Source organism: Gracilibacillus thailandensis (assembly GCF_010994055.1).
GTDB lineage: Bacteria > Bacillota > Bacilli > Bacillales > Amphibacillaceae > Gracilibacillus > Gracilibacillus lacisalsi.
Genome location: NZ_WJID01000003.1, coordinates 1 through 21,651, shown reverse-complemented (window position 1 = coordinate 21,651; position 21,651 = coordinate 1). Strand labels below are relative to the sequence as shown.

Here is a 21,651-nt window from a genome sequence, read left to right as displayed (position 1 = left end):
TGTGAGTCAAGAAACAATTTTGGATATAAAAGATTTACGGACGTCCTTTCTATTGGAAGATTTTGAAGTAAAGGCTGTTGATGGTGTTTCTTTCAAACTTCCAAAAGGAAAAACGATAGGTATTGTTGGAGAATCAGGTTCAGGAAAAAGTATTACTGCTATGTCGATACTTCAACTTCTAGATAAACCAGGAAAGATTATGGGTGGAGAAATTAACTTTAAAGGAAAAGACCTTACAAAACTAAGTGAAAAAGAGATTCAAAACATTCGTGGTAATGAAATCTCAATGATATTTCAAGAACCAATGACTTCTTTGAATCCTGTTTATACAATAGGTCAACAAATTCGTGAAACATTAAAAGTACACCAAGGACTTAACAAACAGAATGGTACAAAAAAAGCCATTGAACTACTGAGTTTAGTAGGTATTCCATCACCTGAGCAACGCGTTAAACAATATCCTCATGAATTATCTGGTGGTATGAGACAACGTGTCATGATTGCTATGGCACTAGCCTGTAATCCAGAGTTACTGATAGCGGATGAACCTACAACTGCTCTAGACGTTACCATCCAAGCGCAGATTCTTGAATTAATCAAGGATCTCCAAAAAGACTTAGGAATGTCTGTAATTATGATTACCCATGATATGGGAGTAGTTGCAGAAACTTGTGATTATGTCGCTGTTATGTATGGTGGTAAAGTAGTAGAATACCAAGATGTTAAATCAATATTTAAATCTCCTAAACATCCATATACGGTAGGGTTACTTAATTCTATCCCTAGACATGATACTGATGTAGATGAATTAGAGCCTATTAAAGGCAATGTACCAAGTCCAAAAGATATGCCTGCTGGCTGTCGTTTTGCACCACGTTGTCCGTTTGCCACAGAGTTATGCGCAAAAGAGTTGCCAAGTCTAGATACTCAAGCAGATGGTAGCGAAGTACGTTGCTGGATTTACACAGACCGTTGGGACGGAGATCCGGAGGTGAATGTACGTGAGTCAAAAAGAACTGCTGAAAGTGAATAATTTAAAGCAACATTTCCCTATTAAAGGAGGGATCTTAGGAAGAACTGTAAATCATGTCAAAGCTGTTGATGACGTTACTTTCGATATATATGAAGGTGAAACCTTAAGTGTTGTGGGTGAGTCTGGATGTGGGAAATCAACGACAGGTCGTGCCATTCTACGTTTAGACGAACCGACAGATGGTTCCATTGAATTTGATGGTGTCGATTTGCTTTCATTAAGTAAAAGAGACATGAGAAAGAAACGAAAAGATTTACAAGTAATTTTTCAGGATCCTTATGCTTCGCTTAATCCGAGACAAACTGTAGGAAAGATCTTAATGGAAGCTATGGCAATACAAAATGCTGTACCAAAGGGAAAGCGACGTGAACGAGCAATCGAATTACTAGAAACAGTCGGACTAAATGCCGATCAAATCGATCGTTATCCACATGAATTCTCAGGTGGACAGAGACAACGTATTGGGATCGCCCGTGCATTGTCTGTTGATCCAAAACTAATCATTTGTGATGAAGCTGTATCTGCTCTTGATGTATCTGTACAGGCACAAGTTCTTAACTTACTTAAGAAGCTGCAGAGAGAATTTAATTTGACATTTCTATTTATTGCACATGATTTAGGTGTTGTTCGTCATATTTCCGATCGAATTATTGTAATGTATTTAGGTAAAATCGTAGAAATCGCTGATAAAAAATCATTATTTGATAATCCTCAGCACCCTTATACAAAAGCATTACTTTCTTCGATTCCGACACCTGATCCCGAGGTAAAGAAAGAAAGAATAATCTTGAAAGGCGATGTACCGTCTCCTATTAATCCACCACAAGGATGCAGATTCCATACAAGATGTCCTTTCGCTACGGATATTTGTAAACAGGAAGTTCCTGCATTGCGTAATTTGGATAATATGAAAGAAGGGCATCGTGCTGCATGTCACCATATTGAAAAGATTGCTGCAGAGCAATAATAAAGAAAAGAGCTTAGATTACTTTAAGTAATCTAAGCTCTTTTTTCATAACCTCTGTTACCTCCATCACAATCCTTTCATATGCCTCAACAAATAGATGGTTCTCCTTCTAAACATCCCCCAAAAAAGGAAACAGATGGTCATAAAAATTTGCCATTTTAGTATCTGAGACTCTGTACTTCTTGAACATAAAACTAAACAATAATACCCCTAAAATGAGAGCAATTAGAGCACTTTTTTGAAAAAACCAGTCTCTAAAAACTTTCCCTTCTCGATATTTTCATTTTTCAACACAAAAAAGGAAGCCATACAGTAGGCTTCCTTTTTTATACTTATTCTTCAATATATGCATCTTTAATTTGGTAGATACCTTGTGCATTGATGCTGAAGTCTTTAACTGAATCACTTACACCTAATAGATACTCTTGGTGATGCGTATATATCATAGGAGCAAGATCAACAAGCTTTTCCTGTACTTCCGTGTAAATTTCTTTTCTTGCTGCAGGATCTGTTTCTCGACGTCCCTCATCTAATAATTCATCTACTTCATCATCAGCTAAGAAAGTACGGTTCCCTGGCTCACCTTGCTGAGAGCTATGGAATAATGGATATAATCCATAATCAGCGTCAGCAGTTACAGTAGACCAACCTAGAATAAACATATCATGCTCTCCATTAGCAGTACCTTCTAAGTATGCTCCCCATTCTAATTCTTGAATCTCAACATCGACACCAATCTCGCCTAATTGTGCTTGAAGTGCTACAGCTGTATCAACACGCTGCTCATTATCATTTGTCCAGATAGTGGTTTCAAACCCATCTTCATATCCAGCTTCAGCTAATAATTCTTTCGCTTTTTCTACATCATACGGTAAACCTTCAATGGAATCATCGTATCCAAATACAGGTGGCGCTAACGCACCAATTGCAGGGATACCTACACCATTCATTACACCATTGATGATTTGATCTTTATCCACTGCCATAGAAAGGGCTTGACGTACTCGGACATCATCGAATGGCTCTTTTTCTATATTAAATCCGATATAAGACACAGAAACACTTGGAGATTGTAAAACACTTGCATCTGGTAGACCATCGACTCTAGACATATTATTCGGTCCAATTTGATCTGCTACATGAGTCACACCTGTTTCTAACTCTGCTACTCGTGAGCTTTGTTCTGATACTACTTTAAATTGAACAGAATCTAATTTAGCATTGTCTCCCCAATAATCCTCATATGGAGTTAATGTTACGCTCTCACCTGCAGACCAATCTTCTAATTCAAATGGTCCTGTACCACTAGGATTTTGGTTGATATACTCGTCAACATCGCCACCATCTTCTAGTTGTTCATAGTCTTTATCAATAATAGTAGGACTCATAATCCCTGTACCACTATGCGCTAGATTAGCTAATAATGGAGCATATGGATACTCTAAATTAAATCTAACGGTATAATCATCTACTACTTCAATACTTTCCACTTGCTCTATTAAGAATACATATGGAGAAGCAATTTTCTCATCTGCTAAACGATCAAAACTCTTTTTAACTGCTTCAGCGTTGAATTCTGCACCATCATGGAAAGTGACACCTTCTTGAAGGTGGAATTCCCATGTTACATCATCCACTTGTTCCCAATCAGTCGCCAAACCTGGCTCAATTTCTTGCTCGTCGTTCAGTGTAGTTAGTGTTTCATAAATATTTTCACGTACATTACTTGAAGGTACGTCATTTTGTCCTTGAGCTGATAGTGAAACTACATCAGATGGTACCGTTATCACTAAGTCTCCCCCGGAACCTGCTGCTTCTTCGTTCTCGCTGCCTTCTTCTGCTGAATCGTTTTCATCTGTTGTTTCCTCCGGTTCACCGTCACCTGCACAAGCAACTAGTGCAATCGATAGTACAAACAGAAGAGATAACATTAAAAATAAATGTTTAGATTTCATTAATCTAAACCCCCCTCTTTTAAGTTTTTGTAAAGATTATGTAATATATAATCATGTTATAATATAACTGAAATTTCCCAAACTTTCAAGCAATTTTGTCAAATATCTTCCCAGACTTTTTAAATTCAAGATATTTAACAAACTATTGACTTTCAGATATTGATATATTGAACATTAACTTATAATAGTAAGTTTAATCACCATCAACAAGGAAACTAGCTTTCTCCTGAATGGAGAGTCATCTAATCTCTCAATATTTTTAAATATAAATAAAAAAGATCTTCTCCCTATTTAGTAGGAAAAAGATCTATTTCTAAATAAATTTATTGTGTTAATCTCACTGCATCTCTAGCAATCATTACTTCCTCGTTTGTTGGAATAACAATTACTTTTACAGGGGAATGTGGATAGTTTACAAATGTTTCTTTACCACGAATGTTGTTTAGGCTTGGATCCCAGTATACACCCATAAACTCTAATCCTTTTAATACACGTTCACGAATGGTTATACTGTTTTCACCTACACCAGCGGTAAAGATGATCGCATCCACACCATGCATTCTTGCAGCATAGGAACCAATGTATTTATGAATTCTCTCTGCAAATACTTGAAGAGCTAATTCGGCACGATTGTCACCATTCTCTGCTTTTTCCTGGATATCTCGTAAATCACTAGAAAATCCGGATAAAGCTAGCATACCACTTTTCTTATTTAAAATATTCATTACTTCTGAAGCAGATTGTCCAGTTTTCTCCATGATATACGGAATTAAGGCTGGATCAATATTTCCAGATCTTGTCCCCATTGTAACACCAGCTAAAGGTGTAAAGCCCATAGAAGTATCAATTGACTTACCTTTTTCAATTGCAGCGATACTTGCGCCATTTCCTAAGTGACAAGATAACAGACGTAATTGTTCCAAAGGTACACCCATTAACTCTGAAGCACGTTCAGAGACGTACTTATGTGACGTACCATGAAATCCGTATTTACGGATGCCATATTTTTGATAATATTCATATGGTAAACTATATAAATAAGATTGCTCAGGCATTGTCTGGTGAAATGCTGTATCAAATACTGCTACAGAAGGTACATTAGGCAACACTTCACGGAAAGCGCGAATACCAGTTAAGTTTGCTGGGTTATGCAATGGTGCTAATTCAGATACTTCTTCAATTTCCTTAATTACTTCATCAGTAATCACTACCGAATCATTAAATTTCTCGCCACCGTGTACAACACGATGACCGATACCATCGATTTCATCCAAACTTTTAATTACACCAAATGATGTTAATTTATCAAGTAATAGCTTGACAGCTACAGCATGATCAGGAATATCTCTTGTTTCTTCATCTTCTTTATCATCAAATTCAATAGAAAAAACGGAATCAGCAATACCAATTCGTTCAACTAGTCCTTTTGACAACACTTTTTCTTCCGGCATTTCAATTAGTTGAAACTTTAGTGAAGAACTTCCGGCGTTTACAGCTAAAATTTTACGCAACATTTTCAATCCTTTCATTCTTTCATTTACTTATCCTGTCTAATAAAATCAATGTTTTGACATATGTTCAAACATTCCCATATCCATTTAAACACCGTCAGAATAAGTTTGCAACCGGAATATCAAATGGTAACGTTTGCTTCATGAAATTTTTATTTTCTGACTATTCTCGCTTTTCTGATTTGAACCAATCATCGATTTTTTGAAGGATGTTATGTGTCTTATTGACATCTTTAAAGGACGGCAATTGAGCCATTAATGTTTGCTTTGGTGGTTTGGTATCCTTACCGTGCTTCTGTAAGACTAAAATACTTTTAGCATGTTGCTCGGAAGAAAACATCGATAATGGTAATTGCAGCAGTGCTAATATATGGGCATTATTGTGCAAATACTTTTGTAATTTATCACTTTGATCACTAGTAAAAAGAAAATTAGGGATGACGAATAATAAGTACCCTGCTTCTTTTGTGTACATCATACTCTGTTCAATGAATAAGTGATGTGCATAAGCATGTCCTTCATCAGCATTCAATTCAAATTTAGCGGCTTGTTCATCGTTTGGATAATATCCGACAGGTAAGTCAGCTACAATTGCATCAACCGGCTCTAACAATAAAGGTGTTAAGCTATCTTGATGAAAGTATTCAACCTCAACTTCCTGCAAATTCGCACTTTCTACTGCTAATTGAATCAATGTGGGGTCAATTTCACTTCCATATCCGGTAACATCTGCTTCCACTTGATTAATGACAGCAGTTAATAAATTCGCCGCACCACTTGCTGGATCAAATAGTCGTAATTGTTTTGTTTCAGGCATTAATTTTTGGATAAAGTAACCCATAAACATAGCTACACTGTCAGGTGTTACAACGTGTTGATGTTGAGTTGATCCCTTCATTCCTTTTATTAAGGCCAATTGAATGACTTTTCGAATCGATTCACTTGTAGTGTCATCACTGTAAAGTGATTCTTTCAGTGCTGCTAAACTATCTGCTGTCTTTTTATCAGGTAAATCTAAGGTTTCTTCTGTTTGAATAGCACGTAATGCAAAAATTAAGCTTTCTAAATATGGTTCATTTTCTGTTTCTTCTATCGTAGATGTTAGTTGATCCAAATCCGAAAAAGCTTTTTCTATATCAAATGACATCTTTTATTCCCTCCACAATATACAAAATGATTCACTGCCTAACTTATCACGGTGCTAAATGTCCGTTCTTGCAAGATAGGACGCTAACACCCTGATAAGCTTCGCTAACCAACAGTGGGGTCAAATCCCACTGTTGGAAGTCTCACTATATTATGAAGGCAGTGAATTCAAATTGTCTACTGAGAAGCATTATATATCATTACCTTGCTGCTTTTCATCTTTTCTTTGTTTTAACATATCTAAAACCTGGTCAATTACTTGCGGGCTTTTCTCTAACACCTTCTCATATGCTGTTGTCGATTCATTTAGTGGCAACAGCTGTACACCTTCCTTATTAGCAATGACAAATGCTGAAGGGATAATAGAAACTCCTCCACCACTTCCACCACCAAATGGGATGATTGATTCTGATTGAGTATCTCCTTGTCCGCTTTCTTTACCGCTTTCTTGACCTTGCTGATCTTGCCCTCCCCCAGGTACAAACTCACTGCCACCAGCTGCAAAACCAAATTTGACTTTTGATAAAGGAATGATCAAGCTGCCATCTGGAACTTCTATTGGTTTACCAATTGCTGTATCCACTTCGATTAATTGTTTTAAATTGGCCATCGTTAAATTCATAAATCCTTCTAACGGGTGAACATTTTGATTGTTATCTTCCATTATTGTCTGGCTCCTTTTCGTATTTTTTTCATTTTTTTCATTTCTTTGATAGTCTTGCTCAATTTTACCGATATCATGCACTCACCTACTGATTGAAAAGTTTCTTGTTCAAAATCTGCCGCTATATTAATTTCAACGTCTCGTTTACTACTATAATGAGCTTTAATCCATTCAGCTAACGTAGTGATAGACACGTAAAGGTATGCTGTTATCGAGGGATCATATGTAGCAACAATCGTTTCGGTATGTAAAGCTTCAATTTCTGATTTTTTCAACAAACTTTTTACAAGATGATACATCTCCTTCATATCCACGCTATTATCTGTTTCTAAAGATGATAAATCGAACTGGGTGAAATCGATTGTCTCTTGATAAAAAGTGAAACGTAATATACTAATTTGAAATTGGGCATTTTTATCCTCTTCATCCCATTGCCAATCCAATGATATATATACTCGTGACCTAAGAAAAATCAACAGAATAATAATGAAAAGAACAATTATAATCAATAATAAGACAATCAGCATATTCTCACCTCTTCATTATTATTTACGAGTAAATAGTAGATTAATCATAAAGTCGTAACAATCAACACAAAATAATCCAAGTTATCAATAGGATAGCTTTGGAAACCATGATAAGATGAGAAGAGATAGATATGCTTGTTAGGAGGAAGGAAAATGGACAACAGAAGTAAATTATTTTTTTACTACAAGAAAAACGAGGAACTTATCAAAAAATTGGAACCGTTATTTGAATATGTGGAAAATCAAGGATTTCAAATCGTAGAAGAGTCTAAAGAAGCTAATATCATCATCAGTGTTGGTGGGGATGGTGAATTTCTACAAGCTGTCCGTCATACAAACTTTCGTCAGGATTGCTTATATGTAGGCATTACCCAAGCAGATGAATCTGGCTTGTACTGTGATTTTAATATTGACCAATATGATGAGATGGTGGAATCGATGAAAAATGACAGTATTGAGGTTCGTCGCTTTCCAATAATTGATGTTACGATCAATGGGCAGTCAACATTCCATTGTTTAAATGAAGCCGCTATTCGTTCTGCGATTATTAAAACGATTGCAATGGATGTATTTATTGATGATAATCATTTTGAACGCTTTCGTGGAGATGGATTGATCGTGGCCACACCTACCGGAAGTACGGGTTATAACAAGTCAACTTCAGGTGCTGTAATTGATCCAAAAATTCCTTGCTTGCAAGTAACGGAGCTTGCTTCTTTAAACAATAACCGCTACCGTACATTAGGTTCTTCATTTGTTTTAAATCAAGATCGAATTTTACGTCTAGAGGTCATTCAGGATGGTAATGATTACCCGATTGTAGGGCTTGATAATGAGGCTTACTCGATAAGGAACATTCAAACATTAACGATTCAGCTAAGTGATAAACGAATTAAAACCGTGAAGCTAAAAAACAACTCCTTCTGGGACCGCGTTCAACGAACCTTCCTCTAAGTTGAACGTTATCCTACTATCATGTTGAACGGACATTTAGTGCGCTATTGGGCGCAATCTCAGCCTTTTTTCGGTGTTGGCGGACATCTAATCCGTTATTTGTTCTTTTTTGGTATAGAATGACGTCATTTTCAATGAATAGCGGAAAAGATGTCCGCTTGTAGCCTAAAATCGCCACTTTTATCACAAATAACGGAACAAATGTCCACACTTTCACACAAAAACCAGAGGTGTTACGCCTCTGGTTTTTCGTACATCATTTCTCCGTCTACGATGGTTGCTTTCACTTCTATTTCGTGGAATCGATCAGGATCGTGTTTGAGCAAGTCTTTTTCCAATATGGTAAAATCCGCTACAAAGCCTGGCTTGATCATACCTCGGTCATGAGCATGATTAATGACATAGGCACTGCCCTTGGTATATAAAGAAATAGCTTCAAAAACAGAAAGCTTTTGGTGACTACCATACACTTGTCCATCAATGTTAGATCTTCTTGTTACAGCTGCTTGAATCCCTAATAACGGATTTACCTCTTCAATTGGTGCGTCTGATCCTCCAGCACAAGCAATGCCATTATTTAAATAGGTTTTCCATGGATAGGCATCATTCGTTCTTCTATCACCTAGCCTCTCCTTGACCCACGGGAAATCCGATGCAACAAAGGAAGGCTGAATATCCAGTACAACCGGAATTTGCTTTAATCTGTCCAATAACTTGTCATTCATAATTTGAGCATGGATGATTCGATCTTTTAAACCATTATGTAATGGATACTTTTCGATACAAGCTACTATCTCCTCAACCGCCTGATCACCAATTGCATGCACAGCTACAGGATGCTCTCTTTTTCGCGCTTTTTGAAACAAAATCTCTAAATTATGCCGCTTATGAATTGGGATTCCCACATTACTTGGGTCATCGTGGTATGGTTCACTCAACCAAGCAGTTCTTCCCCCTAGTGCGCCATCCGAAAATATCTTCATTGCACCAAGAGTAGTAAACTCTCCTCCATCACCATACTGTAAACCTTGCGCTAACATTTCATTAAAAACAAGATGATGAACTAATAGGTGTGCTCTAAATTTATACTTTTCAGGTAAAACCTTGTGATACGCATTCAATGTACGTTCAAACCCACCATAATAAGAAAGATCTTCACTATGCCCTCCAACTAAACCTAGTCGAAGAAGATCTTCAATTGCGACTTTAACGGTTTCCTGTAACTTAGATTCTGATATTAGTGGCATTATTTCCTTCACTAATTCTTGGGCTTGATCTAATAAATATCCGGTTGGCTCTCCAAATTGATCTCGGACAATTTTTCCGCCTTGTGGGTCTTCCATTTCCCTCGTTATTCCAGCTAAGTTCAATACTTTAGAATTAACTATAAGTGCATGACGGCATACTCGGGATAAAATGATAGGATGTTCACTTGAAATATCATCTAATTCTGTTTTATCAATAATTCTGACTTCTTCCCATTGATTTTCATTCCATCCATCTGCAATTAACCATTCCTCTGGTTCTAATTCTTGTGCTTTTCTTTCTAAAGCTTGCAATACTTCATTTGCAGATTTCATAGATGATAAGTCTAAATGTAACAATTTTTCACCATGACCAATTATATGTAAATGACTGTCGACAAAACCAGGGTACATGGTTGCTCCACTCAGAGTGTATTCGTCGTCTATACTGTTCATCCATGTATTTCTTAACTCTGATTCTTTCCCGACGCCCATAATTGTCCCATCTTCTACATAAACAGCTTCTGCTATCGATGTTTCATCTTCCATTGTGTAAATTGTACCGCCATAAAAGAGTGTACCCATTCTATCACCTAGCCTAATATTCTTCTCTTGATTATGATATAACGATAGCAAAAAGTCATTCATAAGAAAAGGATAGTGCACTTTGCACTATCCTCCATTTTATTATTGATTTGCTTGACCACCCATTTGTTGTTCAGCCATTTGTACAAGACGTTTTGTGATCTCTCCACCAACTGAACCATTGGCACGTGAAGTAGTATCAGCACCTAAGTTTACACCAAACTCTTGTGCAATTTCAACTTTCATTTGATCTAGAGCTTGGCTTACTCCAGGAACTACTAGATTGTTTGAACTGTTGTTGTTCGCCATTTGCTTTCACCTCCTCTTGACTACATTACTATCATGAACTTTTAGAGGTGAAATCATGCAAAATATTGACTGGTAGTTGTTGTTAATTCATCCAACCGTTAGAGCAAGTCTTCTAGCTCCGCTTCTTGTTTATCTTTTGCTTCAATCTCAACGGTTTCAATCGATGACAAGATTTCTTGAATATCTGACTCAAACTCTATATTAGCTTCAAATTGCTCTACTTTTTCCAATTTTGGTTTTGTTTTTGGCTGTTTAGGTACAAATACTGTACAACAATCCTCAAAAGGACGAATAGAGATATCATACATATCAATCTCTTCTGAAATTCTAATGATCTCGTCTTTGTCCATTGCGACTAATGGTCGAATAACAGGATAATTGGTTACCGCATTAATCGCGTGCATACTTTCCATTGTCTGACTGGCAACTTGCCCAAGACTCTCACCAGTTACAAGTGATAAGATACCTTCTTGTTTGGCAACAGCTTCACTGATACGCATCATCATTCTACGCATCACTGTCATGGAGTAACCATGTGGAATCTCACGATGTATTTTTTGCTGTAATGCTGTAAAAGGTACAATATGCACTTTGATCGAATGGCCATAAAAAGACAGTTTTTCCGCTAAATCTAACACTTTTTCTTTCGCTCTTTCACTTGTGTATGGTGGTGAATGGAAATGGATAGCTTCCAATTGGACACCACGTTTCATCGTTAAATAACCAGCAACAGGACTATCAATACCTCCAGATAAAAGTAGTAATGATTTTCCGGAGGAGCCTACTGGAAGTCCAGCAGCACCTGGAACCTTTTGCGATGTTAAATAGGTTGCTTCAGAACGAATATCAACGGTAATTTCCAAATCCGGCTGATGAACATCGACTGTAATGCCATCTGTATTGGACAATAAATATCCACCAAGCACTTGATTAAATTCTTGTGATCCAATTGGAAACTCTTTATTGGAACGCTTGGTTGATACTTTAAAAGTTCTTACATTCTCGGTTTCCGTTAAAAGTTTAAGTGCTTGCTCTTTAATAGCTGTTTCCTCATTTTCTACCTTAAGTGCCACACTCATATTTTGAATACCGAATATTTTTTGGCATCTGTCCATGATTGCTTCCGGGTCCTCACCATTTAACACGATATACATGCGATCACGCTTTTTGTCTACTTTAATAGCTGGGAAATTGCGCAATGCCTGACGGACATTTTTAGCTAATTGCGTTGTAAACAGTTTTCGATTTCGACCTTTTAATGTGAGTTCCCCATATCTAATTACTATATGATCATACTGCATTGATATCTACCCCATTACTTCACTTAATTTTTTTATAACTTCGGTTAATTTTTGGAAGAAATAATCGATCTCTTCTTTGGTTGTCTCATAAGACATACTAACACGCAAACCGGAAATTGCAATATCACGGTCTTTACCACAGGCAATAAGTACAGCACTTTCATCCGCACTTTTCGATGAACAAGCAGACTTAGTCGAAATAAAGATTTCAAAGTCCTCTAATGCATGAATAACTACTTCCGGTTTTAATCCACGAACAGAGAAATTTACTATATGTGGTGCACTGGCGATTTTGGGTGTATTGATGACAACTCTATCTAACGTTTGCAGTTGTTCCATTAATACATGCTTTAAATTAGTTAATTTCTTATGAAGTTCTGACTGCTTTTCTTTAGCGAGACGCATCGCCTTTACTAATGAAACGATCCCAGCAACATTCTCTGTACCTGAGCGTATTCTTCTTTCCTGACCACCACCATGAGCTAATGAAAACAACTTAACCGTTTGTTTTACATAAAGAAGTCCAGTTCCTTTCAACCCATGAATTTTATGACCAGAAATCGTACATAAGTCCACATGACTTGCTTGAATATTTAATGGGACTTTTCCATACCCTTGTACATGATCAACATGAAAAAATGCTTTCGGATAGCTTTGTACGACTTCTCCGATTTCTTTAATCGGCTGAATCGTTCCTATTTCATTATTTACATGCATGATAGAGACTAATATTGTATCTTCGCGCATTTCTTTCTTTAACTTGTCTATATTCACTAAACCTGACTCATCCACATCTAAATAGGTCACTTCAAAACCTAAAGCTTCTAACCCTTGGCAAGTTTCGATAACAGACGGGTGTTCAACAGAAGAGGTAATAATATGCTTTCCTCTATTTTGATGTTCCAGCGCAATTCCTTTAATTGCTAAGTTATTACCTTCTGTACCTCCCGATGTAAAAATAATTTCATTAGGATTAACTTCTAATAATGATGCTGCTTGTTCTCGAGACTTACGTAATAAACGTTCCGCATCCATCCCAATCCCATGAATGGATGATGCATTCCCAAAGAACCCGGTAGATGCTTTTGTAAAACTGTCTAATACTTGTGGATTTGGTTTTGTTGTAGCACTATTATCTAAATATATCATCCTTGAACCCCTCTTTTTCGATTAACATTGGGATATCTTATCATATTTTACCGATCGTGCAAATAAGTTATGCCTGACAAAAGTTTGCTACTGACAATAGAAAAGATATCCCTATATCAATACAGGAATATCTTCTCGACTTTACTATTCAACCTCAATATCTAACTTCGACATTATCTCATCAATGGAAACTGTATTGTCATCATTCAATTCCAAAGTCAAGTTTGCTAAAGATTTTGGAGCTTGTTGTGATTGTTCAGATTCAGTTTCTGAATTACTCGACTCTTGACCTTCCGCTCCAGTGTCAGTATTGTCGGGCATTTTCTTCGTTCTAAATATAAAATTGGTCTGTTTGTAATCATGTTTATGTTGCACTACTTCATGTTGATCAGCGTATACATAAGCTGTTTGCCCTATATCTAAATAAAAGAATAGAACAATTCCCCAGATGGTAACTGTCACGGTAGATAGTGCCATTACTAACCATTTCATGATGTCCTCCCACCTTTGCTATATCTAATTAGCTTTTCGTTGAAATGCTTTGTCCATTTCTTCAATTTTTGCCATAGCATTGGGATCGACTTCCTCCAACGCCTTTACCGCTGTTTCTAATGCATTTTCGTATTTATAATCTCTAAATAATTGTTCTGCTTCCGATAAATGGGAAGCTAATAATGGATGACTACTTCGATATCGATTTCCATATTGAATAGCTAATTCCACTAAACGTGCCTGATCCAGTAATAAATTAGTTTGCTCAACAAAATTATTAACGGATTTAGTCGCTTCTGCAATGCTATGTTGTACTTTCCCCATATCTAACGGATGTTTCTGTAACTGTTTTAAAACGACTTCACATTTTTCCGTCGATTCTTCCAATGCATTGATGATAAAAGAAGGAATTCCTGGCATATTACTTTTCTGTAATTTCTTATCTGTATGAATTAACTGTTGCTTTAATTTAGCAATCTGTTCTTTTGCTTCCATTTCATCTTTTCTTAAATCTTTAATTTGCAATTGAAAATCTGCTTGTGCTTTATCTAACTTATCTAGTTCTTCAGAGAAAGTATCCAGTTTATCTTTAATTTCTAAATGATTTGCTTGACGATCTTCATATTCTTTTTCAATTTGTTCAAATTGATTTTCTGTTTTAGCAAGCCATTTTTCAATGCTTAGGAACAATTCAAGATCGGCTTCTTCTAAATAGTATGTTTGTTGTAATTCTTTAATTTCATTAGAAGTGCTTTCCACCTGCTCTTGAATATCGATTAAATGTTGTCTCGCATTCGGAAATTGACTTTCTACAATTGATTTTGACTTTGCTTCTTTTTCCAATAACTGAAACATTTCGTTCAGACGTTCTTCCATTTGTTCTAATGATTCTTCAATTTTATTTGTCTCACCATTATCTAATTCTTTTATCGCATTTTTTAACATATTTTCATATTGCTTTAATTCTTTTTCAAAACCAAACTGCTGCACACGATAACCTTCTTCTTCCATTTCAGCCATACCTCTAAGCAAGTCTTTCATCTGCTCTGGAATTTGCTGTTTACATTGGCGATAGATACCTGGAAAAGCACTGATTCTTTCTTCTATATTTTCTATTTCATCTTTTAGTGCTTCAATCAAATCTTGTGCTTCCATATAATTTCCTTCATCTGTTAACATGGAGTACTCTGTTAAGCGTTTCTCCAACTTCGTTAATTCTGATTCAAAAACAATTTCCGCTCTACCAAATTGCGTACGATTATGTAAGAGGTATTTCTTCAGTTCTTTAATTCTCGGATCTAAATCTTTAATTTCTTGTCGAACATATTTCTCTGAATTAAGCAAATGATCAAGCTCCGTATACATGTCTTCAATATTCTTTTCAATATTTTGCAATGCTTTTTCAACATGTTGCAGATTTTTCTTCGATGCATTAATTCGAAATCTGTCTGCAGCTTCTTCTGCATCTAACAAATATTCCTCCATATCTGGCAGTTCTCTTGTCAGAATGTAGTCCCAGTTTTCTTTCCAGCTCTCAAATTTTTCTTGTGTTTCACCTGATAAATTTAACTGTTTTACTTTGGCCAATTCTGCCGTAACATTTCGATTCATAATATCCATCTTCCATGCTTCCAGACGATCGACATTATCATAGACCTTTTTCCTAAAGATGAGTCCAATAATAAGTAATACAATAATAATAAGAATTCCACCGATCACGAATTCCAACATAAGTAATCCTCCTTCAAAACAACCGATAGCTTGTATATGTATAGTTAAATTTCCTTATATTTTTAGACGACTTTATTGTTACTTGTTATGATACCATGTTTCTACACCTTTTTGCTAAAAATTTTACTATTTTTGAATATTTTTATCGAAATCTGTTTTTTCATATAATTAAGTTTGATGATTTGTCACGTAAGTTAATGTGTTGTATGATAAATAAAATTCATATTGAGGAGTGGGGACATATGTTTGAAACACAAAGTTATAACGGTGCTAAACAGAAAGATTATCCAATCGTTATTAAGCAATTAGATGCCCTTTTACATGATGAACCTGATGTAATTGCAAATTTATCTAATGCATCTGCATTATTAAACCAATTTTTAGAAGATGTGAACTGGGTGGGTTTTTATATTTGGAAAGACGACGAATTAGTGTTGGGGCCTTTCCAAGGGTTGCCTGCATGTGTACGAATTAAAAGTGGCAAAGGAGTATGTGGAACAGCTGTTGCGGAACAGAAAACCCAACTGGTAGCAGATGTCCACCAATTCCCTGGTCATATTGCTTGTGATGCAGCAAGCCAATCAGAAATCGTTGTACCCATTATCAAAGATGGCGAAATTTTCGGTGTATTAGACATCGATAGTCCTCATAAAAATCGCTTTGATGAAACGGACCAAAAATATTTAGAACAATTCGTTCAGACTTTAGAAAAATATATTTAGAACAAATATAGCTGTTGACATTACTCCTCTAGCATCATATAATGGACTTTGTGTAAAAAAGGTAGCCTATGTGAACCACTGGCTGACCATTTTGTTCCTCATTGGAAAAGCTAAAGCGAGGTGCATCGAGTAACTCTCTGCTACTAGGGCGAGGATGCATGAAAACAAAATGGCTGTCGAGATAGGGACACACTGTCTTATTTTATGCAAAATTCATATATAAAGGAGAAGATGTACAATGGCTCGCTATACAGGTTCTGTATGGAAAAAGTCTCGTCGTCTTGGTATCTCATTAACAGGTACTGGTAAGGAGTTAGACAAACGTCCTTACGCACCAGGTCAACACGGACCTAATCAACGTCGTAAACTATCTGAATATGGTTTACAATTACAAGAAAAACAAAAGCTGCGTTTCATGTACGGAATCAATGAACGTCAATTCCGTAATCTATTTGATGCAGCTGGTAAAATGAAAGGTATCCATGGTGAGAACTTCATGATCCTTCTTGAATCTCGTCTTGATAACCTTGTTTACCGCCTAGGTCTTGCACGTACTCGTCGTCAGGCTCGTCAATTAGTAAACCATGGTCACATTACTGTAGATGGAGGTCGCGTTGACATTCCTTCTTACCAAGTAAAACCTGGTCAGGTTATCGGTGTTCGTGAAAAATCTCAAAAGCTAGATATTATCGCTGATGCTATTGAGGCTAACACTTTCACACCTGAATTCGTATCATTCGACGCAGACAAACTAGAAGGTACTTACACTCGCTACCCAGAGCGTTCTGAGTTACCTGCAGAAATTAACGAAGCACTTATTGTTGAGTTCTACTCTCGTTAATGAGAATGACTCACTTATAAGTAACAATAAAAGTCCTACAAACATTGTTTTATCAGTGTTTTGGGGCTTTTTTTATTGTACCAGTAATATGCAAAATGATGTGGAAAAACGAATGATTTTGGGGCTAATCAAATATAGCGTGGGCAGATGTATGTAAAGGAAAAGGTACCGCGATTTGCTTACGGTACCGTCATTAAGATTCTTTCAAATTAAGACGAAGCATTATAATCTTTTGATGTTAATTTTAAGGAGTGCTATTTCGAAAATATCTAATTTTATCGTCTGCAGTTAATTTATAATAACCGTTTTTATCATAGTTTTTAATCTCTTGTCTGAAATCTGTAACTAACCCTTTTTTTTCAGCAATTTTTAAAATCATTGGTAAAGGATGAATCTGTGGATATTGTTGAGATTTAAAATAGAATTTAACATGTTTTCGAGCTTGACCTTCATCTAGTAATAAAGCTTTAATATTTTTCACTCTACACAATTCATCCGCCAGAATAATAGCTTCAGCTTCTCCAGGATGCAATCCATGAGTGTTAGTTAGAACATTATAAGACTCATGTGATTGAATTTTTAGTATATTAATCCAACTTGGAATATTGACGGATTTAATTTCATTTGCTACTGCTTCAGGGATATAAATATTTGAGTATATGTCTTTTAATATATTCAAATTACCAGCATTCCCCAAAGCTAATATAGCAGTGGTATTAGACACAGCATCTCCAGACATTAAAGCCATTCCTCTATGTCATCTTCGTTTATTTCTAAATCATCTTCATAGTACAAGGTCATATTTCTTTTTGATAGCTCATTATAAAATCCGTCTACTGTTAAATTGTTAAACTCTAATACATCATTCATATGGAAAATACCCTTGTTATATAAATCTAAAGATGTTTCCAATTTTACATCTTCGGTTAATTCACCTTCAGCTACACTATTAACAACTTCCATAATGTACTTTTTAAGCTTTTTATTTTCTTGGATATATTCTTTTACTATATCTTGAGTTGCATTTTTGTATTTGTCAGCAATATCATCATAGTCAGCAAATCCAGTCAAAACACTTTCACCAACTTTCCGATATGGTCTCTTTGAGGTATTATATGCTACCATAATTTTTTCATGACTAATTGTTTCTTCATCATCATAGCCAATTTTTAAATAAGTTAAACTCTCTCTGTCTTTAATATTTCCTATATAGTTTCGATCCAAACCTTCTTTTGAAAAAGTTGTCATCTCTACTCCTCCTTCTCAATAGATTCAATACTCTTCCGTGCTTTACTTAATTCATCAATTAAAGTATCTATTTGTTTTTTTGTAAGTTCTAAATGTAGGACATCATAATCTGATACATCATCAACATGCGTCTCTCTAGTAATTAAGGTTATTAATCCATTATATGATATAATACTTTTCGAATTTGTTTTTGATCTTTTAGTAATAATATCAGTATCAACTTCCTCAAGTATATTATTGTGAGAACGTAATTGTAGATTAATTAAATTTATTCGCTCATCATTAAGGTAATTATTTTTTATTAGCTCTATGCTTTCCTCTGAATACTCTTCTGTAGGATTACCTAAAGCAACATCTTTTGCTAGAGTTAAGAATTCGTCTAATTGATCTGCGAAACTTTCCCTATCCCCATCAAAATTATAATTTTTTAATGATTCATCAAATTCGTCTGATTTGATTCTAATTCGTGCAGAATCTTGAAAAAATTTAAATTCTATTTCTCCTTCATTCGCCATCTTTGAAATTATTTCAATACTCTTCAAATCCATCAAATAGTTCCTCCTACATTAAATATAAATCCTTTTTCTTTTCATATTGATTTATTTTAATATAATTTACTTGCCGTTGACAAACATTAACCGCTTTTTTGTCAACAAATTCATATATATTTATTCGACATAAACAGAGGGAAATCCTGCAAGAATTCACATTAATGTAGTACTACAATAGTGTAACAGTCAGTGTGGCATGCTTCAAAACATTAATGTGACAGTGTTTGTAGAACTGTTTTGTAGTACTTAAAAAATTCCAAAATTTTAACTGAGGTGCGCGTTTGAGTCCCCCTACCTATCACCCAAATGGTGCAAAAATTCATTTTGACAGGGGGGATTATGCAGTTTCACTTGCTCTCACTCATGGTTAGATGTTACTTAAAAGAAATGTTGATATAAATCTTTTATAAACACGTAATAATACATTATCGCCTCTTCGAGTCCAGGTATAGAAACAAACAAAGTCATGGAATTAGAAAATATACTTAGTTTACTATCCTTTGCTTTCTCACCCTTTGAGGCTTCTTGTAATACTTCTCTAAATATTTCCTTTACTTGCTCTTTTTGTTCTTCATTTAAAAGCGTTATTTCAGGTTCAATATTAGGTATATGAATTGTACTCTCATACTGACTTTCATCCTTATAATAATTAGCAAACTCCCTAACACTATTATAACTTTCTATATAATTAACTAGTAATTGAGGTTTTTCCATAGTGCTCTTTAGTAGTTCCACTGATTGTTGTATCTCTCTCATTTTTAAGAACGCAGAATTTGTTTGGTTCATAAATTGAATTTTTGATCGAAAAGCCTCTTGCTTTGCTAGTAATTCTTTCTGTGGTGCCAACATGTTATCAATTTGTTTTTGAACGGTATTTAACGTTTGAAAATAATCCATACTCCTCCCCCCTAATAATAATATTCGACAAAAAAGAGGAAATTCCTTCAAAATAATCTTGAATCACATGATTTTTTGCTTTTTAATACAAAATCACAAACATTTGATAAACTCCAAATAAAAAGACTCCAACTCCTATGTACCTAATTAAAACTACTGGAATTCTACACACCTTCAATAAAAACATAACAATAAATGCAGCAAGAAGAGGGATAAATATAATGATTGCTAGTTTCAATGCCAACTCATTCATAACTGGTTGTCCCTCACTAAAATCAATTTCCATGAATTACACCTCCACCTATTTTATATCGGAGGTAACAATAATTTGTTTATGGCAATCCTTGGATTGAATAATGATTAGAGATTAACAAAAAAGAGCCACTTATTGCGACTCCATTAGTTTGAATTGTTCATGCAATGGTGATGTGTCCTTCACAAATTCGCTGTATTCTATACCGTTCTCTGTTTTGTGTATCACTTTAACATGACAATCTGGCGAAACATTTACTTGATTTTCAGAGCTAATACGTCCATGTACCAATAACATTTGAATTAGAGCCATAAATCATCACCTTATATTTACATACTTTACTACATCAAGTATTAGAAACTCATAAACTTAAATATTTCCTCTTGTAAAAAGGACAAGATAAAATAAAAAACACCTTATTTAAGACGTCACTGTTATAACACCAAATATCCATTTCCATATTTTCTCCACTCATTTAAAAATATGCCTTTGAGTCCCTATTAATAACCTACACATAATTCTGTCACCTGCTTATAATACAGTAATAATTTTATAGATAAGAATGATACAGAAAGGCTGAAGAATGTGATCATTTTTGATAAAGAAGCTACGAACCCTGAGAACCCAGTTTTTTTGCATATACCGAAAACTGGAGGAAAGACTTTGTGGGACTTATTCGAAAGACAACAAGATACTATCCATGTATGGCACAACCGATATTTTAAGGAGTATCCAAAACCAATTCGCTTCTTCACGTTTCTAAGAGACCCAGCTGACCGTGTTATTTCTACTTATTTTTATATAAGAAGTTATGAACGAGATCCCTTATACCAAAAAGTAAATGATATGTCCTTGCAAGAATTTGTCGAATATGTGCAAAATGAAAAAATAGAGAACCAACCCTATAACAAAAGCGATATTCGTAATATTCGTTATAGAACGGTTAACCTCGCGACACGATATTTATCCGGCGGTGATCCCAATGATTTAGAAAGAGCGAAACATCATATCACCAAACACTTTGACTTAGTAGGATTTACCGACATGTATCGTGAATCATTGTTTTGTATGCAGCAAATTTATGGTTGGAACATTGCATCTATTAACAGAAAAAATAAAACAAACAGCAGACCGGAGATGGATAGCATTGCTCCAAACATCATTCAATCCATTGAACAAGTCAATCATCATGATAAAGAACTATATGAATGGGCAAAACATCATTTCTTGAACTACCCCCACTTAACCTCCTTTCAGGATGTTTGAAGTGGGGGATTCTTGGGAACAGAGCGTACTTATTAGGTTATTTCTTCCCTAACAGTGGTTTCTCTTCTTTACCAAGCTATCCCCGTAGTCCCTACGGTTTTATTGGTTGTTGAAGCCGAAGCTACCATTCGTAATCCTTCGGCTAGAATATTTTTGCTCGCATTGACATCTCGATCGTGGTGAGTATGGCAAACTGGACAAGTCCATTCCCTTATGTCAAGCGATTTCTTGCCATCGTGATGCCCACAAACGGAGCATAGCTGACTGGATGGAAACCATTTACTTATTTTCACGATCGTTTTGCC

Annotated in this window: 25 protein-coding genes; 6 read left to right on the top strand and 19 right to left on the bottom strand. The window is 35.5% G+C overall.

What is annotated here, in order from left to right; genetic code table 11:
• Nucleotide 1: 1 nt before the first annotated feature.
• Entirely contained in the window at nucleotides 2-1,033 is a 1,032-nt protein-coding gene (locus tag GH715_RS01610; protein WP_163578393.1) for an ABC transporter ATP-binding protein, read from the top strand.
• Entirely contained in the window at nucleotides 996-2,000 is a 1,005-nt protein-coding gene (locus tag GH715_RS01605; RefSeq protein ID WP_153834099.1) for an ABC transporter ATP-binding protein, read from the top strand. Before GH715_RS01610 ends, GH715_RS01605 begins: the two co-directional genes overlap by 38 nt.
• A 332-nt stretch (nucleotides 2,001-2,332) precedes the next feature.
• Here GH715_RS01605 and GH715_RS01600 read toward each other — a convergent pair whose 3' ends face one another.
• The 5 genes from GH715_RS01600 to GH715_RS01580 form a co-directional block, all read right to left on the bottom strand.
• Entirely contained in the window at nucleotides 2,333-3,955 is a 1,623-nt protein-coding gene (locus GH715_RS01600; RefSeq protein ID WP_153834098.1) for a glutathione ABC transporter substrate-binding protein, read from the bottom strand.
• Between the two features lie 323 nt (nucleotides 3,956-4,278).
• Nucleotides 4,279-5,466 (bottom strand): acetate kinase, encoded by a 1,188-nt coding sequence (locus GH715_RS01595; protein WP_153834097.1) that lies wholly within the window; start codon nucleotides 5,464-5,466, stop codon nucleotides 4,279-4,281.
• 163 nt (nucleotides 5,467-5,629) lie between these two features.
• Nucleotides 5,630-6,613 carry a class I SAM-dependent methyltransferase gene (locus tag GH715_RS01590; protein WP_153834096.1) on the bottom strand — a complete coding sequence of 328 codons (984 nt, stop codon included), beginning with the start codon at nucleotides 6,611-6,613 and terminating at the stop codon, nucleotides 5,630-5,632.
• Between the two features lie 189 nt (nucleotides 6,614-6,802).
• Nucleotides 6,803-7,276: a GerW family sporulation protein gene (gene ytfJ / locus GH715_RS01585; RefSeq protein ID WP_153834095.1), complete on the bottom strand. Its 474-nt coding sequence runs from the start codon at nucleotides 7,274-7,276 to the stop codon at nucleotides 6,803-6,805.
• On the bottom strand, nucleotides 7,276-7,803 hold the full coding sequence (locus tag GH715_RS01580) for a hypothetical protein (protein WP_153834094.1): 528 nt from the start codon (nucleotides 7,801-7,803) through the stop codon (nucleotides 7,276-7,278). Before GH715_RS01580 ends, ytfJ begins: the two co-directional genes overlap by 1 nt.
• Nucleotides 7,804-7,956: 153 nt before the next feature.
• Between GH715_RS01580 and GH715_RS01575 the strand changes: the two genes are divergently transcribed.
• Nucleotides 7,957-8,757, top strand: coding sequence for an NAD kinase (locus GH715_RS01575; protein ID WP_153834093.1), 801 nt, complete (start codon nucleotides 7,957-7,959; stop codon nucleotides 8,755-8,757).
• A gap of 19 nt (nucleotides 8,758-8,776) precedes the next feature.
• On the opposite strand, the gene GH715_RS01570 is transcribed toward GH715_RS01575, so the two are convergent.
• From GH715_RS01570 to ezrA, 7 genes are all read right to left on the bottom strand, one after another.
• Complete coding sequence (locus GH715_RS01570) at nucleotides 8,777-8,974, bottom strand: hypothetical protein (RefSeq protein ID WP_163578392.1); 198 nt, start codon at nucleotides 8,972-8,974, stop codon at nucleotides 8,777-8,779.
• A gap of 16 nt (nucleotides 8,975-8,990) precedes the next feature.
• On the bottom strand, nucleotides 8,991-10,649 hold the full coding sequence (locus tag GH715_RS01565; RefSeq protein WP_153834197.1) for an amidohydrolase: 1,659 nt from the start codon (nucleotides 10,647-10,649) through the stop codon (nucleotides 8,991-8,993).
• Between the two features lie 39 nt (nucleotides 10,650-10,688).
• Nucleotides 10,689-10,895: an alpha/beta-type small acid-soluble spore protein gene (locus tag GH715_RS01560; protein ID WP_018933566.1), complete on the bottom strand. Its 207-nt coding sequence runs from the start codon at nucleotides 10,893-10,895 to the stop codon at nucleotides 10,689-10,691.
• Nucleotides 10,896-10,993: 98 nt separating this feature from the next.
• A complete protein-coding gene (gene thiI, locus GH715_RS01555; protein WP_153834092.1) occupies nucleotides 10,994-12,196 on the bottom strand; it encodes a tRNA uracil 4-sulfurtransferase ThiI in 1,203 nt (400 codons plus the stop codon).
• A gap of 6 nt (nucleotides 12,197-12,202) precedes the next feature.
• On the bottom strand, nucleotides 12,203-13,345 hold the full coding sequence (locus GH715_RS01550; RefSeq protein ID WP_153834091.1) for a cysteine desulfurase family protein: 1,143 nt from the start codon (nucleotides 13,343-13,345) through the stop codon (nucleotides 12,203-12,205).
• Nucleotides 13,346-13,489: 144 nt separating this feature from the next.
• Nucleotides 13,490-13,837: a hypothetical protein gene (locus tag GH715_RS01545; protein WP_153834090.1), complete on the bottom strand. Its 348-nt coding sequence runs from the start codon at nucleotides 13,835-13,837 to the stop codon at nucleotides 13,490-13,492.
• 24 nt (nucleotides 13,838-13,861) lie between these two features.
• Entirely contained in the window at nucleotides 13,862-15,568 is a 1,707-nt protein-coding gene (gene ezrA, locus GH715_RS01540; RefSeq protein WP_153834089.1) for a septation ring formation regulator EzrA, read from the bottom strand.
• 242 nt (nucleotides 15,569-15,810) lie between these two features.
• Between ezrA and GH715_RS01535 the strand changes: the two genes are divergently transcribed.
• A complete protein-coding gene (locus GH715_RS01535) occupies nucleotides 15,811-16,290 on the top strand; it encodes a GAF domain-containing protein (protein ID WP_153834088.1) in 480 nt (159 codons plus the stop codon).
• Between the two features lie 238 nt (nucleotides 16,291-16,528).
• Nucleotides 16,529-17,131, top strand: a complete 603-nt coding sequence (gene rpsD, locus GH715_RS01530) for a 30S ribosomal protein S4 (protein ID WP_153834087.1) — start codon at nucleotides 16,529-16,531, stop codon at nucleotides 17,129-17,131.
• Between the two features lie 244 nt (nucleotides 17,132-17,375).
• Here the strand turns inward: rpsD and GH715_RS01525 are convergent, their stop codons facing one another.
• The 6 genes from GH715_RS01525 to GH715_RS01500 form a co-directional block, all read right to left on the bottom strand.
• A complete protein-coding gene (locus GH715_RS01525; RefSeq protein WP_163578391.1) occupies nucleotides 17,376-17,879 on the bottom strand; it encodes a PIN domain-containing protein in 504 nt (167 codons plus the stop codon).
• A complete protein-coding gene (locus GH715_RS01520; protein WP_153834085.1) occupies nucleotides 17,870-18,379 on the bottom strand; it encodes a hypothetical protein in 510 nt (169 codons plus the stop codon). The genes GH715_RS01525 and GH715_RS01520 overlap by 10 nt, the downstream gene beginning before the upstream one ends.
• Before the next feature lie 2 nt (nucleotides 18,380-18,381).
• Nucleotides 18,382-18,927 carry a hypothetical protein gene (locus GH715_RS01515; protein WP_153834084.1) on the bottom strand — a complete coding sequence of 182 codons (546 nt, stop codon included), beginning with the start codon at nucleotides 18,925-18,927 and terminating at the stop codon, nucleotides 18,382-18,384.
• 381 nt (nucleotides 18,928-19,308) lie between these two features.
• Nucleotides 19,309-19,827 carry a hypothetical protein gene (locus GH715_RS01510; protein ID WP_153834083.1) on the bottom strand — a complete coding sequence of 173 codons (519 nt, stop codon included), beginning with the start codon at nucleotides 19,825-19,827 and terminating at the stop codon, nucleotides 19,309-19,311.
• 82 nt (nucleotides 19,828-19,909) lie between these two features.
• Nucleotides 19,910-20,113 carry a hypothetical protein gene (locus GH715_RS01505; protein WP_153834082.1) on the bottom strand — a complete coding sequence of 68 codons (204 nt, stop codon included), beginning with the start codon at nucleotides 20,111-20,113 and terminating at the stop codon, nucleotides 19,910-19,912.
• Between the two features lie 99 nt (nucleotides 20,114-20,212).
• Nucleotides 20,213-20,392 carry a hypothetical protein gene (locus GH715_RS01500; protein WP_153834081.1) on the bottom strand — a complete coding sequence of 60 codons (180 nt, stop codon included), beginning with the start codon at nucleotides 20,390-20,392 and terminating at the stop codon, nucleotides 20,213-20,215.
• A 273-nt stretch (nucleotides 20,393-20,665) separates the two neighbouring features.
• On the opposite strand from GH715_RS01500, the gene GH715_RS01495 reads away from it, so the two are divergent.
• On the top strand, nucleotides 20,666-21,346 hold the full coding sequence (locus GH715_RS01495) for a sulfotransferase family 2 domain-containing protein (RefSeq protein ID WP_163578390.1): 681 nt from the start codon (nucleotides 20,666-20,668) through the stop codon (nucleotides 21,344-21,346).
• A 68-nt stretch (nucleotides 21,347-21,414) separates the two neighbouring features.
• Here GH715_RS01495 and GH715_RS01490 read toward each other — a convergent pair.
• On the bottom strand, nucleotides 21,415-21,651 hold a 237-nt coding region (locus tag GH715_RS01490), incomplete at its 5' end, for a zinc ribbon domain-containing protein (RefSeq protein ID WP_163578389.1).

Excerpts from the sequence above, each read along its gene's own strand:
- GH715_RS01605 (WP_153834099.1), top strand. The coding sequence starts at position 996 with ATGTACGTGAGTCAAAAAGAACTGCTGAAAGTGAATAATTTAAAGCAA.
- GH715_RS01600 (WP_153834098.1), bottom strand. The coding sequence starts at position 3,955 with ATGAAATCTAAACATTTATTTTTAATGTTATCTCTTCTGTTTGTACTA.
- GH715_RS01590 (WP_153834096.1), bottom strand. The coding sequence starts at position 6,613 with ATGTCATTTGATATAGAAAAAGCTTTTTCGGATTTGGATCAACTAACA.
- ytfJ (WP_153834095.1), bottom strand. The coding sequence starts at position 7,276 with ATGGAAGATAACAATCAAAATGTTCACCCGTTAGAAGGATTTATGAAT.
- GH715_RS01580 (WP_153834094.1), bottom strand. The coding sequence starts at position 7,803 with ATGCTGATTGTCTTATTATTGATTATAATTGTTCTTTTCATTATTATT.
- GH715_RS01575 (WP_153834093.1), top strand. The coding sequence starts at position 7,957 with ATGGACAACAGAAGTAAATTATTTTTTTACTACAAGAAAAACGAGGAA.
- GH715_RS01565 (WP_153834197.1), bottom strand. The coding sequence starts at position 10,649 with ATGAATGACTTTTTGCTATCGTTATATCATAATCAAGAGAAGAATATT.
- GH715_RS01560 (WP_018933566.1), bottom strand. The coding sequence starts at position 10,895 with ATGGCGAACAACAACAGTTCAAACAATCTAGTAGTTCCTGGAGTAAGC.
- thiI (WP_153834092.1), bottom strand. The coding sequence starts at position 12,196 with ATGCAGTATGATCATATAGTAATTAGATATGGGGAACTCACATTAAAA.
- GH715_RS01550 (WP_153834091.1), bottom strand. The coding sequence starts at position 13,345 with ATGATATATTTAGATAATAGTGCTACAACAAAACCAAATCCACAAGTA.
- GH715_RS01545 (WP_153834090.1), bottom strand. The coding sequence starts at position 13,837 with ATGAAATGGTTAGTAATGGCACTATCTACCGTGACAGTTACCATCTGG.
- ezrA (WP_153834089.1), bottom strand. The coding sequence starts at position 15,568 with ATGTTGGAATTCGTGATCGGTGGAATTCTTATTATTATTGTATTACTT.
- GH715_RS01535 (WP_153834088.1), top strand. The coding sequence starts at position 15,811 with ATGTTTGAAACACAAAGTTATAACGGTGCTAAACAGAAAGATTATCCA.
- rpsD (WP_153834087.1), top strand. The coding sequence starts at position 16,529 with ATGGCTCGCTATACAGGTTCTGTATGGAAAAAGTCTCGTCGTCTTGGT.
- GH715_RS01525 (WP_163578391.1), bottom strand. The coding sequence starts at position 17,879 with ATGGCTTTAATGTCTGGAGATGCTGTGTCTAATACCACTGCTATATTA.
- GH715_RS01520 (WP_153834085.1), bottom strand. The coding sequence starts at position 18,379 with ATGACAACTTTTTCAAAAGAAGGTTTGGATCGAAACTATATAGGAAAT.
- GH715_RS01515 (WP_153834084.1), bottom strand. The coding sequence starts at position 18,927 with ATGGATTTGAAGAGTATTGAAATAATTTCAAAGATGGCGAATGAAGGA.
- GH715_RS01510 (WP_153834083.1), bottom strand. The coding sequence starts at position 19,827 with ATGGATTATTTTCAAACGTTAAATACCGTTCAAAAACAAATTGATAAC.
- GH715_RS01505 (WP_153834082.1), bottom strand. The coding sequence starts at position 20,113 with ATGGAAATTGATTTTAGTGAGGGACAACCAGTTATGAATGAGTTGGCA.
- GH715_RS01500 (WP_153834081.1), bottom strand. The coding sequence starts at position 20,392 with ATGGCTCTAATTCAAATGTTATTGGTACATGGACGTATTAGCTCTGAA.